The 13,057-nt window shown below is 70.8% G+C and carries 10 protein-coding genes; 4 read left to right on the top strand and 6 right to left on the bottom strand.

Translation table 11 applies throughout. The features are described 5' to 3' along the window. Positions 1 to 48: 48 nt before the first annotated feature. Genes FB465_RS31960 through FB465_RS31970 form a run of 3 tightly spaced genes read right to left on the bottom strand, consistent with a single transcriptional unit; the run spans position 49 to position 3,149 of the window. Complete coding sequence (locus FB465_RS31960) at positions 49 to 870, bottom strand: carbohydrate ABC transporter permease (protein WP_145796200.1); 822 nt, start codon at positions 868 to 870, stop codon at positions 49 to 51. Next, positions 867 to 1,859, bottom strand: a complete 993-nt coding sequence (locus FB465_RS31965) for a carbohydrate ABC transporter permease (RefSeq protein ID WP_145796202.1) — start codon at positions 1,857 to 1,859, stop codon at positions 867 to 869. The genes FB465_RS31960 and FB465_RS31965 overlap by 4 nt, the downstream gene beginning before the upstream one ends. 33 nt (positions 1,860 to 1,892) lie before the next feature. Continuing rightward, on the bottom strand, positions 1,893 to 3,149 hold the full coding sequence (locus FB465_RS31970; protein ID WP_145796204.1) for a sugar ABC transporter substrate-binding protein: 1,257 nt from the start codon (positions 3,147 to 3,149) through the stop codon (positions 1,893 to 1,895). 342 nt (positions 3,150 to 3,491) lie between these two features. On the opposite strand from FB465_RS31970, the gene FB465_RS31975 reads away from it, so the two are divergent. After that, a complete protein-coding gene (locus tag FB465_RS31975) occupies positions 3,492 to 4,538 on the top strand; it encodes a LacI family DNA-binding transcriptional regulator (RefSeq protein ID WP_145797710.1) in 1,047 nt (348 codons plus the stop codon). Positions 4,539 to 4,561: 23 nt separating this feature from the next. On the opposite strand, the gene FB465_RS31980 is transcribed toward FB465_RS31975, so the two are convergent. Next, a complete protein-coding gene (locus tag FB465_RS31980) occupies positions 4,562 to 5,467 on the bottom strand; it encodes a LysR family transcriptional regulator (RefSeq protein ID WP_145796207.1) in 906 nt (301 codons plus the stop codon). 131 nt (positions 5,468 to 5,598) lie between these two features. On the opposite strand from FB465_RS31980, the gene FB465_RS31985 reads away from it, so the two are divergent. The 3 genes from FB465_RS31985 to FB465_RS31995 all read left to right on the top strand — a co-directional run bounded on the left by FB465_RS31985 (position 5,599) and on the right by FB465_RS31995 (position 9,014). Next, the gene (locus FB465_RS31985) at positions 5,599 to 6,717 is read left to right on the top strand and encodes a PrpF domain-containing protein (RefSeq protein WP_145796209.1); all 1,119 of its coding nucleotides are present in this window, start codon (positions 5,599 to 5,601) and stop codon (positions 6,715 to 6,717) included. Then, the gene (gene dctA / locus FB465_RS31990; protein ID WP_145796211.1) at positions 6,714 to 8,090 is read left to right on the top strand and encodes a C4-dicarboxylate transporter DctA; all 1,377 of its coding nucleotides are present in this window, start codon (positions 6,714 to 6,716) and stop codon (positions 8,088 to 8,090) included. Before FB465_RS31985 ends, dctA begins: the two co-directional genes overlap by 4 nt. 156 nt (positions 8,091 to 8,246) lie before the next feature. Further along, complete coding sequence (locus tag FB465_RS31995; protein WP_145796213.1) at positions 8,247 to 9,014, top strand: YoaK family protein; 768 nt, start codon at positions 8,247 to 8,249, stop codon at positions 9,012 to 9,014. A gap of 103 nt (positions 9,015 to 9,117) precedes the next feature. Here the strand turns inward: FB465_RS31995 and FB465_RS32000 are convergent, their stop codons facing one another. Beyond that, positions 9,118 to 11,235 (bottom strand): beta-galactosidase, encoded by a 2,118-nt coding sequence (locus FB465_RS32000; protein ID WP_145796215.1) that lies wholly within the window; start codon positions 11,233 to 11,235, stop codon positions 9,118 to 9,120. Positions 11,236 to 11,302: 67 nt separating this feature from the next. Next, positions 11,303 to 13,042: a cellulase family glycosylhydrolase gene (locus tag FB465_RS32005; protein WP_246192986.1), complete on the bottom strand. Its 1,740-nt coding sequence runs from the start codon at positions 13,040 to 13,042 to the stop codon at positions 11,303 to 11,305. Positions 13,043 to 13,057 lie beyond the last annotated feature (15 nt).

The following is a 13,057-nucleotide window of genomic DNA, read 5'->3' on the forward strand; positions in this document are numbered from 1 at the left end:
GGTCGGCCTACGGGCAGAGGCTTCCGGGGCGGGAGGTGCTGGTGGGTGTCAGTCCTTGACGGCTCCGGCGGTGACGCCGGCAGCGACGTAGCGCTGGGCCAGGACCAGGATCAGCGCGGTGGGGATCGAGGCGACCACGGCGGTGGCCATGATGGCGTTCCACTGCTGGTTGTTGTTGCCGATGTAGTGGTAGATCCCCAGCGTGATCGGCTCGTGGGCGCCGCCGCCGTCCAGGGTGCTGGCGAAGACGAAGTCGGACCAGGACCAGAGGAACGCGAACAGCGAGACGGTGACGATCGCGTTGCGGCTCATCGGCAGGACGATCGACCAGAAGGTCCGCAGGTTGCCCGCGCCGTCGGTTCTGGCGGCCTGCAGCAGTTCGCCGGGGATGCCGTCCATGAACGCGGTGAAGATCAGCACGGCGAACGGGACGGCGATCGTGGAGTCGGCGATGATCAGGCCCGGCACCGACTGCAGCATCCCGAACTTGAGGTAGACGGTGTAGAAGCCCATCGCCATGATGATGCCGGGGACCATCTGCGCGACCAGCAGCACGAAACTGAGCACTCCGCCGCCTCGCGGGCGCAGCTTCGCCAGCGCGTAGCCGGCGGGTGCGGCGAGGGCCACCGTGAGAGCGACGGTGCCGAGAGCGATGACCAGGCTGGTACCCAGATACGGGAGTTGCTGGTCCAGGACGGCCCGGTAGCCCTCCAGCGTGCCGTGCACCGGGAACCAGTCCGGTGGGGACTTGCGCATGTCCTGGTCGCGGGTGAAGGACACGTTCAGCATCCAGTAGACCGGGAACAGCATCAGCGCGGTGAGCAGGACGCCGGTCGCGGTCTTCCACCAGGAGGTGTGTCGTGCGGTCATGACGCCTGCTGCTTTCGCTGGACGCGGATGTAGACCATGCCGAAGACCAGGGCGATCAGGACCAGCAAGTTTCCGACGGCAGCGCCGTGCCCGAAGGCTGGCAGCGCGTTCCCGAAGCCGAGCCGGTAGGACCAGGTGGCCAGCGTGGTAGAGGAGTTGACCGGGCCGCCCCTGGTCATGATCCAGATGATGTCGAAGACCTTGAGGGTGTAGATCAGGCCCAGCAGCAGGGTGATCGCCGACACCGGGCGCAGCAGCGGGAAGGTGACGTGGCGGAAGCGCTGCCAGGCGTTCGCCCCGTCCAGGGCGGCGGCCTCGTGGAGGGAGGCCGGAATGCCCTGCAGACCGCTGTACAGGACCACCAGGTTGAACGGGATCCCGATCCAGATGTTCGCGATCACCACCGACGCCAGGGACCAGCTCGGGGAGGTGAGCCAGTTGACCGGGCCGATGCCCATCGCGTGCAGGACGGAGTTGGCGACGCCGGAGTCGCTGTTGAGCATCCACGACCAGGTGGAGGCGGACACGATCAGCGGCAGCAGCCAGGGCACCAGGAACAGGGCGCGAAGCGTGGCCGCGAGGCGGAAGTGCTGGGTGAAGAAGACCGCGAGGGCCAAGCCGATCCCGTACTGCAGGAGCAGGCTGGCGGCGGTGAACACCACGGTGTGCAGCAGCGCGGGCATGAACGTGGGGTCGTCCAGGACCGCGCGGTAGTTCCCCAGTCCGGCGAAGGTGGCGTTGCCGTTCACGAACGAGCGCACCGTGTAGTTGCGCAGGCTCAGGTCGATGTTGCGGTAGAGGGGATAGGCGTAGAACACGCCGAGGTAGATCACCACCGGTGTGAGGAATCCCCAGGCGGCCCACTGCTGGGAGCGGGGGCGAGACCTGGTGCGTTCGGTGCCGGCGCGGCCGGGGGATGGGGCGGTGGCGGCCGCCCCGTCCCGGTCGCGCACAGAGCGGTCTTCCGGTATCTGTGCTGTGTCGTTCATCGGCGGGTCCTGTTGTCCTCGCGGCTGGTGGTGCTAGTGGGCGGCGGCCGACTGCGCTGCGGACAGTGCGGCCTGCGGGGACTTGGAACCGGTCAGCGCGGCCTGGACCGAGGTCCACAACTGCTCCGAGATCTTGGGGTACTTGGTGCCCAGGTCGTCGCTGGTGCGGCCCTTGGCGGCCTTGACCGCGTCGACCCACGCCTTCAGGTCGGGGTCGCCGGCGGCCTGCTTGTCCTGCACCGCGGGGGTGGCGGCTATGTAGGACAGCGTGGTGTCGGTGGCGTAGGAGTTGTCCGCGCTGGTCAGGCAGGACACCAGCTTGTCCGAGACGCTGTAGCGGTCGGTCTTCTTCTGGACCGGGACGGTGACGAACTCGCCACCGGTCGGGGCCGGGGCGGTGCCGCCGTTCATGCCGGGGACCGGGATGACCCCGTACTCGAAGCCGGCCTTCTTCGCGTTGGCCAGCTGCCAGGTGCCGTTCTCCGCGAAGGCGAACTCACCGGTGGCGAACTCCTGCCAGCTGGTGGTCTGCGTGTTGTTGATGACCGAGTTGGGGGCCAGGCCCTGCTTGACCCAGTCGGTCCACAGCGACAGCGCGGAAGCGGCCTGGGCGGAGTCCAGGTGCGTGAGCTGCGCACCCGATCCCCAGAACCACGGGAGGAACTGGAAGCTCCCCTCCTCGGTGCCGATCCCGGAGAAGGTGATGCCCTTCTTGCCCGCGGCCTTGACCTTCGTCAGGGCCGCGGTCAGCGACGCCCAGTCCTTGACCGAGGCGACGTCCACGCCGGCGGCCTTCAGGACCGCCTTGTTGTAATACAGCGCCAGGGTGTTCGCGCCGATCGGGACGCCGAAGGTCTCGCCGCCGCTCTGACCCGCCGCGAGCAGGTTGGGCGACACCGCCGAGGTGTCGACCTTGTTCTCCTTGGTCGAGGTCAGCACACCGGCCTGGGCGAGCGTGGAGACCACCGGATTGTCGACGATCAGCACGTCCGGGGAGTTGCCCTGCTGCGCGGCGAGGAGTTCCTTGTTGGTCAGGTCGCTGGTGTCGAAGGCGGTCCGCTTGATCTGCACACCGGCCTGGGTGCCGCAGGTGTCCAGCAGCTTGGCCCAGGCCGAGCCGGCGTCGAACTGCGGGTACGGGTCCCAGACGGTGTAGGTCCCGCCGGCGGAGGCACCGCCCCCGTCGGCACCGGCCGTCCCGGTCGAGGAGGAGCACGCGGTGCCGGCGGAGGAGAGGACGACGGCAGCGAGCGAGGCGGCGGCGAGCCGCCAACCGGTGGATCTGTTCATAGCACTGAACCCTTCGGTCTTACGGAAGGCGCTGAGAGGTGGGGAGCGGGCGGCGAGGATGCCATCCCTGCGTTACAGCCCCGTGTCGAATCGATTCCGCGAATCGGTTCGACAGGAACATAGGACTGGCATCTGGGGGCGTCAATAGATCGGGTGAACTTCGTCGCAGGGCGGCCGCGGTCGAGTCACTCACCGCCTGGCGGAGGAGTCACGTGGCGTGCGCTTGCGGCGCGCGGAGAAGCGCACTACCGTCTACCGAATCGGTTCGACGACCGGCGCGACACGTGCGCGCCACGCGCGCCACCAGCGAATCAAGGCCACCCCATTTCCATGAGGACAGCGATGAACATCGGGGAGATCGCCAGACGGGCGGGCGTCTCGCGGAGCACAGTCTCCTACACGCTCAGCGGCAAGCGCCCGGTCTCGGATGCCACTCGAAAGCGCATCCAGGAGGTCATCGACGAGCTCGGGTACCGGCCCAATGCCGCTGCCCGCGCCCTCAAGGAAGGCCGGACCCGGACCATCGGCCTGGTGATCCCTCCCGCCAGCAGGCGTCTGACCCACATGCAGTTGGGTTTTGTGGCCAGCGTGGTCGAAGCCGCGGCCCGCGCCGACCTGGACGTCCTGCTGTCCCCCTCCGGGGGCGACCACGACCGATCGTTCGAGCGCCTCCTCTCCGGAGGGCGCGTCGACGGAGTCATTCTGATGGAGATCCGCCTCGAGGACTCCCGGGTTCGCAGGCTGCAGAACGCCAAGCTGCCGTTCGTCGGCATCGGGCACACGGCCCGCGCCCACGAGATGTGCTGGATCGACGTCGACTACACCACCGTGATCAACCGGTGCGTTCACCACCTCGCGGACCTGGGCCACACCCGGATCGCGCTGGTCAACCGCTCCGTCGAACTGATGGCAGCCGGTTACGGGCCCGGACACCGGGCCCGTGACGGGTTCGTCGCCGCTCTCGCCCAGCGAGGCATCGAGGGCGTCGACCTGGAGTGCGGGGACGACGCCGCCGCGGGCCTGGAGTGCGTCACCCGGCTCCTGCAAGACCACCCCGACGTCACCGCGGTCGCGACCATCAACGAAGCCGCGCTGCCCGGCATCCAGCGCGGCCTGGAGGAGGCCGGCCTCGCCGTGCCCAGGGACTTCTCCATCACCGGCGTCGTCGGCCGCACCTGGGCCGAGGAGTTCCGCCCCCCGCTGACCGCCGCAGATGTTCCGGCCGATGACATCGGTACCCAGGCCATGGACCTGCTGCTCGAACGCATGGTCGACCCCGAGACCCCCCTGCGCAACATCCTGCTGGCCCCGCCGGTGTCCCTGCGCGGCAGCACCGGCCCCGTGCGATCCGCCCGACCGGACGAGGCCGTGCGGCGCATGCCTTCCTAGCGTCGCCGGAGATCGGCGACCGCTCAGAGGGTGCTGTCGGCGGCGTGGTCGCGCAGGAGTGCGGCGAAGGCTTGTGCGGCGGGCGTGGGGGAGTGGTCGGACATGAGTACCAGCAGGATGCGGCGGACCGGTGCCGGCGGCTGCAGCGGCAGGACGCTGACGCCGGGGCGGATGCCTTCCAGGGCCAGGGTCGGGGCGAGCGCGACGCCGATGCCGGCCGCGACCATGGCCTGGGCCTCCTGGTAGTCGTGGGCCTCGTAGGCGATCTGGGGCTCGAAGCCGGCGGCGCGGCAGCTGCGGTCGAGGGCCTCGGCGACCGGGTGCTGTTCGGCGCGGGTGATCCAGGGATCGCCCGCGACTTCGGCGAGAGTGGCCGAGGCGCGGCCCGCGAGCGGATGCCGGTCGCTGACGAGGAGGGCCGGGGGGTCGTCGAGGAGCGGGGTGACGACGGCGTCCTCGCGGTCGATGCGGCACCAGTCGTAGTCCCACATGAGGGAGAGCTCGATCTCCCGGTTCTCCAGCATCGACCACAGTCCGGCGATGCGGGCACTGCGCACCGTCAGCCGTACGTCGGGGTGTGCTTCGCGGAAGGCGATGACGGCGGACGGGAGCAGGGAGGCGCCCGCCGTGGGGAAGGTGCCGACACGGAGCGTGCCCGCGCGCAGTCCCGCGAAGTCGGCGAGTTCGTTGTCTGCGGCCCGCAGCTCGCGTTCGATCCGCTCTCCGCGCTCGGCCAGGGCGCGCCCGGCATCGGTGAGGGTCACGCCCCGCGCGTGGCGCTCCAGGAGGGGCTGGCCGGCCTCCGCCTCAAGGCGGCTGACCTGCTGTGACACCGCTGAAGGGGTGTAGTTGAGGGCGCGCGCGGTCGCGGTCACCGAGCCACGACGGGCGACCTCCGCGAAGAGCAGGATTCGCCGGACATCCAGCATGACGCCACCACCACCGTTAACCTCAGCTAAATACCCATGCAGATTTCCGAGATTGTACTTCATGCTGCCGTAACCCACTGTGGAACGCACCCCGCACGGAGAAGCCGTCGGGATTCCACGAGGAGTCGGTTGTGTTGCGTCTGCAGGGCGAGATGATCCGCGGGGGGACCAGCAAGTGCTGGATCTTCGACCACCACGACGTGGTGGCGACCGGGGTGGACCTGGACACGCTGCTGCTCGCCGCCTTCAACGCGGCCGACCCCCGCCAGATCGACGGAGTCGGTGGCGCTTCCTCCACCACGTCCAAGGCCGCCGTCGTCCGGACGTCGTCCGAGCCCGGCGTCGACATCGAGTACGTCTTCGCCCAGGTCGGCATCGGCGACGAGCGCGTCGAGTGGGCCAGCAACTGCGGCAACTGCGCCACCGCCGTGGCGCTCTACGCCGTCCACCACGGCCTGGTCCCGATCACCTCGGGCAGCACCACCGTCCGCATGATCAACACCAACACCGGCGCGCGGCTCACCGGCACGATCCCCACACCCGGCCTCGCCGCCCCGGACCAGGGCACCGCCTCCGTTCCAGGCACCTCCGCGCTCGGCGTGCCCGTGCTGCTCGGGTTCCAGGAACCGGCAGGCTCGACCACCGGCCGCGCGCTGCCCACCGGCCGCGCCATCGACACCCTGACCGGGCCGCAGGGTCCCGTCGAGGCGTCCCTCGTCGACGCGGGCGCACCCGCCGCGCTCTTCGACGCCAAGGCGTTCGGTCTCGACGCCGCCACACCCCTCGCCGACTTCGGCGCCGCCGTTCCCGCGCTCACCGTTCTGCGCCGCCGGGCGGCTCTCGCGATGGGGCTCGTCGGCGAGGACGACCCGGTCGGCCACGCGGTGCCGAAGGTCGGCATCGTCGGCAGCCCGGCCCCGTACCGCACCACCCATGGCACCTTGGTCGGCCAGGACGAGTACGACCTGGCCGTCCGAATGGTCTCCATGCACGCCCCGCACCCGGCGATCGGCCTCACCTCCGCCGTCGCCCTGGCCACCGCAGCCGCCATCCCCGGCACGCTGGCCCACCGCTTCACCCAGCAGACCGCCGACGGCACCCTGCGCCTGGGCACCCCCGCAGGCGTGATCACCACCCGAACCGTCCCCACCCCGGACGGCGCGTCCCCCACCGTGCTCCTGCACCGCGCCGCCCGGCGCATCGCCCGAGCAGAACTCCTCGTCCCTGTCCTGGAAGGCCGTCCCAGATGAGCCGCAACGCCGCAGCCCCGGGTACCGTCACCACCCGATCCAGAACCCGCCGACTGCTCGCCCCCCTCTACGTCCAGTGCCTGATCGGCGTCGTCGTCGGCGCCCTCATCGGCTGGCTCCGGCCGTCCGTCGGCGCCGACCTGAAACCACTCGGCGACGGCTTCATCGCCCTGGTGAAGATGATGATCGCGCCGGTGATCTTCTGTACGGTCGTCCACGGCATCGCCTCCATGGACAGCATGCGGACGGTCGGCCGGGTCGGCCTGAAGGCGCTGGTCTATTTCGAGGTCCTGACCACCCTCGCCCTGCTGATCGGCCTGATCGTCGTCAACGTCGTCCACCCCGGCAGCGGCCTGCACGTCGACCCCTCGACGCTCTCCACGCACGGACTGCCCAAGGCCGCGACGCAGGGTCACCAGGACTTCGCGCAGTTCCTGCTCGCCATCATCCCCGGCACCCTGGTGAGCGCCCTCACCGGCAACGAGATCCTGCCGGTGCTGTTCATCTCGATCTTCTTCGGCTTCGGCCTGCAGGCCGCCGGCGAAGCAGGTGCGCCCATCTCCCGCGGCATCGAGAACCTGTCCAAGGTGATCTTCGCGCTCATCAACTGGATCATGAGGCTGGCCCCCGTGGGCGCCCTCGGCTCCATGGCGTTCACCATCGGCAAGTACGGCCTGGGGACGATGCGCCACCTCGCGCTCCTGGTCGGCTCGTTCTGGCTGACCGCGCTCTTCTTCGTGCTGATCGTTCTCGGCTCGGTCATGCGCCTCAACGGCCTGCGGCTGCTGCCGTTCCTGCGCTACATCAAGGAGGAGCTGCTGATCGTCCTGGGCACCTCGTCCACCGAGCCCGTCCTGCCGCGCATGATGGGCAAGATGCAGCACGCGGGCGCCTCGAAGCCGGTCGTCGGCATCACGCTGCCCGCCGGGTACGCCTTCAACCTCGACGGGACCGCGATCTACCTGACCATGGGGTCGGTCTTCCTCGCCCAGGCCGTCGGCGTGCACCTGAGCCTCGGCCAGCAGCTGACCATGCTGGGCGTGATGCTGCTCACCTCCAAGGGTGCCGCCGGTGTGACCGGTTCCGGCTTCATCGCCCTGGCCGCCACCATGAGCGCCGTCCCGCACGTTCCGGTGGCCGCCCTCGCGCTGATCTTCGGGATCGACCGGTTCATGTCCACGGCCCGCGCCCTGACCAGCCTGGTCGGCAACGGCGTCGCCACCCTGGCCGTGGCCCGCTGGGAGGGCCAGCTCGACCAGGAACGCGCACGGGCCGTGCTGCGAGGCGAGATCCCCTTCGTCCCCGCCTCCGCCCCGGCGGTCCACGAACCGGCCCCGAAGGCCGCAATCGGCGCCGTTCCCGCCGTCGCCTGAACCAGACGGCCACCCGGTCGGCCCGGAGCACCTGCTCCGGGCCGACCCTCTTCCATCTTCGACCACCCGGCGGACCAGGCCGCAGATCCGGCGTCCGTGCTCGGAAGGCGAGCCGGACGGCACGCGGCCGGGCGCGCCGATCGGAGGCACCAGACCTTGCCCGAACCGACCTCACCGCGGAGCAGGCCGGCACCGGACCGCCGGGTACAGACCCTCGCTCCGGAGCCGCCGCTCCCCACGTCGCACTCCGTACGGCTGGGCGTACTGCTGGCTCTGGTGGGCGGTGCGCTCGACGCCTTCACCTTCGTCGCCCACGGTGGGGTCTTCGCCAACGCGCAGACCGGGAACATCGTCCTGCTGGGCATCGCGGCCGCGCGGGGGCAGTGGGCACAGGCCCTGAACCAGCTCCCGGCGATCATCGCCTTCGTCATGGGCGTGGTCGTCGCAGAGTCTCTCAAACGACCCCGGGTGGCCGCAGCCGTTCGATGGCCGGCCCGCGCGGCCCTCGTCCTCGAAATCGTGGTGCTCGCCGGTGTCGGGCTGGCCCCCGCGGACACTCCGGACATGCTCGTCACCGTCGTGATCGCCTTCACCGCATCGGTTCAGGTCTCCACCTTCCGCAAGCTGGTGGACACCGCGTACAACACCACGATGACGACGGGGAACCTCCGCACCGCGACCCAGAGCGCCTACAAGGCCGTCGTCGACCGCGATCGCGAAGCGGCACGCCGAGCGCGCCAGTTCGCCGCCGTCATCGCCGCCTTCCTCGCCGGCGCGTCCGGAGGCGGCCTGCTGACGGCAACCGCGGGTGCTCGCACGCTGTGGGCCCTCGTCGGCCTCCTCACGCTGGGACTGGCGCTGTTCGTCTACGACGAAGGGGTGGCCGCGCGATCGTCGGCTCCGGCGCACGCGGGCGGGAAGTAGCCCGACCCCGGGGCGGGCGCTGCTCACCCGGCGGCTGCCCGAGGAGATGTGGCGAGGCCGGCCGCGGTGCTCCGTGGGCCCGCCGGCACCCGTTGCGACCAGGTCAGCCTGAGGTGAGGAGCCGTACGTCCCAGGCGCCCAGCCGGACCGGGGCGCCCGCGTCGAGCGCGCTGCCGTCGAGGACGTCGGTCAGGGCGGCGGGTGTCCGGACCTCGGCCGGTTGCCGGCTCCAGTTGTGCACCACGTGGACCCGGCGCCCGTCGGCGGCGGTACCGGTGATCGCGGTGACGGACTCCGGCAGGCCGTGCCAGCCGCCGACGGCGACCGGGGCCAGCCAGGCGGCCAGCTCCCGGGCGAGGTCGCGGCCGGGCACGGTGCCGACGCAGGTCACCCGGCCCGCGCCGTGGCGGCGGGTGGTGACGGCGGGCCAGCGGCCGAAGTGCGGGTGGTCGTACTCGACCAGCGCGGTGGCGTCGGCGGCGGTCAGGCCCTCCACCCAGCGGGTCGCCGTGCTGCCGGGGGGCAGCGTCAGCGGGCTGCCGGGCGCGGCGCGGACCGGCAGGTCGGCGGAGAGGTTGCTGAACTCGTCGTACCAGACCCCGGCGGCCCCCACGAGCCGTGCGGGGGCCGGCTCGTGGCGCGCCCTGGCCTCCTGGTCGGCGTAGCCGGTGCGCGGGCCCAGCACCAGGTGCCCGCCGGCCTCGGCGTAGGCGGCGAGCCAGTCGAGCAGCGAGTCCTCGGCCAGGTAGAGCGCCGGGGCGATCAGCACCGGGTGGCGCCGCGCCGCCTCCTCCGGCGCCACGCCCTCGCGCTCTCCGCGGGCGTCGTGGAGCTGACGGGCGTGCAGGATCCGCACCTGGCGGCCGGCCTCGAAGGCACCGCGGTAGAACGGGTCGAAGATGCGCTGGTAGGAGGCGGCGTCCGGGCTGCCGTCGGCGCGCGCCAGCGGCGGGTACTTCTGCATCAGCCACTTGCTGGGCACGGAGTAGACCATGGCGATGTCGGCGTCCGGCTCGAGGCCGGCGACCAGCCCGCCCGCCGTCTCGAACTCCGCGCCGAGCCGGGCGAGTTCGGCGTACACCCGGCCCGGCCGGCCGCTGTGCGGGAGGATGCCGAGCCAGGAGGTCTCGGTGCCGAAGTGCAGGGTGTGCCAGTGCCAGTACTCGATCATCCGGGCGCCGCGGGAGACCAGTGCCCAGGCGGCCTGCCGCCACTGGCCGTCGAAGGCCGGCCGGTTGTCCGAGGTGCCGCCGATCGCCTGGGCGTTGGTCTCGGTGACCAGGAACGGCTCCTGCCGGGAGGAGAAGATCCGGTCCGCGCTCCGGTAGAGCGCCCAGACGCCGGTGGTCATCCACTGCTGCTCGTGGTCGTCGGGCGTGGGGTCGGGCAGGGCGAGGCCGTCCTGCATGGCGTAGTACGGGTTGGCCGCGGTGACGTCCAGCGCGTCGGTCACCTCGTCGTCCTCCATCGCCGGGTGCTCGTAGGCGAGGCAGGTGGTGACGAACTGGTCGGGGCGGGCGTACTCGCGCGCGATGGCGGCCTGCCAGGCGACGAACTCGGTGGTCTGCCGTGCCTGGAAGGCCCGCCAGGCGACGTCGTACTGGGGCTGCTGGTTGCCGTCGGGCGTCCACAGGTCGGCCCAGGTGGACAGCCGGTGCGACCAGTAGACCAGCCCCCACGCGCGGTTGAGGGTCTCCACGTCGCCGTAGGTCTGCCGTAGGTGGTCGACGAATCGCTGGAAGACACCGCGGTTGTGCGGCAGCCGCAGACCGGGCTCGTTGTCCACCTGGAAGCCGATCACGGCGGGGTGCGCGGCGTACCGGGCGAGGACGGCGCGGGTGACGCGCTCGGCGTGGAAGCGGAAGGCCGGGTGGCTGAAGTCGGCCTCCTGGCGGGCGCCCCAGCCCATGGGCCGCCCGGTGGCCTGCTCGACGGCGATCTCCGGGTAGAGCCGGCTCAGCCATGGCGGCACGGCGTAGGTGGGCGTGCCGAGCACGACCGCGATGCCGCGCTCGTGGGCGCCGTCGAGCACCGGCTGCAGCCAGTCCAGTTCGAACCGGCCGCTCTCGGGCTCCCAGGTGGACCAGACCGACTCGCCGACCCGGACGACGGTGAACTTCGCCGCCGCCATCAGGTCGAGGTCTTCCTTCAACCGGTCGTACGGCTGGTACTCGGGATAGTAGGCGGCGCCGAACAGGACGCGCGGGGACAGTGGGAACATGCGCAAACCTCGGCAGGGCGAGGCCCCGGCCGCCGGGAGCGACGGCCGGGGCGGGGACGGGTACGGGTCAGGAGGCGGTGCCGGTCACCGTGGTGCCGGACTTGGTCACGTGGTACGTGACGGTCGCGCCGCTCCAGAAGCGGAAGGTGAGCGTCACCGGGGCGTCGTCCTTCAGTGACTGGATGAAGCCGGCCTTGACGGCGGTGGTGTTGGCGTCATAGTCGGCGGCGTAGTTGTTGAACTCCTGGTACGTGGTCCAGCCGTACGGGCCGGCGGCGCTGCCGTCGGCGTACGTGGACTCCACGTTGGCCAGCAGGTCGCCGTTGAACCGGGTCGGGATGGTGATCCCGTCGGCGGTTCCGGTGGCGTCGGACAGCCCCGGTTGCTCGGAGGTGCGCACGTTGAGCTGCCAGGGGACTCCGTCGGAGTACCGGACCTGGAGGGTCGCGTTGAGCCCGTGGGCGCGGTCGCCGGCGAGCCGGGTGAGGGTGTCCGCGGTGAGCGTGAGCCGGTCGCCGCTGAGGGTGTAGTCGAGGAACGGGATCAGCGGGCGGTCGCCCTGCCAGAGCCCCGCGAACCAGAGCCCGTTGGGGTTCAGCGTGACGGTCTGCGCCGTGATGGGGCCGGACTTCGGCAGGAAGAGGTTGTCGGTGGAGGCGGTGCCGGAGCGGGTCCGCCAGGACGACTTGATCAGGGCCATGAGGGCGGGGTCCCGCCACTGCATGGTGGCGCGGTTCAGGTAGTTGGCGTCGTCCCAGAGCGCGGTGGTGATGCCGTTGGCCCGGGCGACGTAGTTGACGTGCTCGTAGTACTTCAGCATCTCCCCGCGCTCGACGATGCCGGAGTTGGGCTCGCTGAGCAGGCCGTACTCGCCGAGGTAGACCGGGATGCCCTTGGCGACGAAGGTGTCGTGCACCCGGGCGAAGCCCTCGGTCAGGTCGGCCTGGGTCCTGGCGTCGTAGGTCGTGCCGTTGGCGACGTTCACGCTGAACGGCCAGAAGCTGTAGTAGTGGACGGTCGCCACCAGGTTGCGGTCGTGCAGCGAGCTCATCGTGGTCGACAGGTCGTCGAGCCAGTGCTGGGCGTTGTTGGTCTCCTCCGAGGGCAGGACGAGCAGGCGGTCCTTGTTCACCCCGCCGCTGCCCCGGACGATGGTGTGGAACGAGGTGTTGAGCTCCCGCAGGTACTGGGTCCTCTGGGCGTCGGTCGAGTCGGCGAACTGCGGTTCGTTGATGCTCTCCATGAGCAGCTTGCGCGGCTCGTCCTTGAAGGCGGTGGCGATCTGCTGCCAGGTCGCGTTGAACCGGGCGAGCACGTTGTCGTGGTCGGTGGACATCTTGTTGATCCACTGCCACGAGTCGTGGTGGACGTTGATCTCGACGTAGAGGCCGTCCGCCAGGGCGAGGTCGACCACCTGCCTGACCCGCGCCATCCACGCCGGGTCGATGGTGTAGGGGGCGGTGGCGGACTGGTGGCCGGACCAGGTGACGGGGATCCGGACGCTGCGGAAGCCCTCCGCCCTGATCCTGTCGAACAGGGCCTTGGTGGTGAGCGGGTTTCCCCAGGAGGTCTCGTCGGGGATGGCGTCCAGGGTGTTGCCGAGGTTCCAGCTGGGCTGCATCGCGGCGACCGCGGCTACCGGGTCCTTGGGGACGAACATGCTAGCGGGCTGCGCGGCGCCCGGGGCGGCCGGCGCCGCGAAGGCGGGGACGGCGGCCGGCGCACCGGCGGTGACCAGCGCCACCACGAGTCCGGCCGTCAGCCGGAGGCGGCTCCGCCGGCGTAAGGTCTGCTGCGCGTTGTTCACGAGGTGTGCCCCTTT

This window comes from Kitasatospora atroaurantiaca (genome assembly GCF_007828955.1).
Classification (GTDB): domain Bacteria; phylum Actinomycetota; class Actinomycetes; order Streptomycetales; family Streptomycetaceae; genus Kitasatospora; species Kitasatospora atroaurantiaca.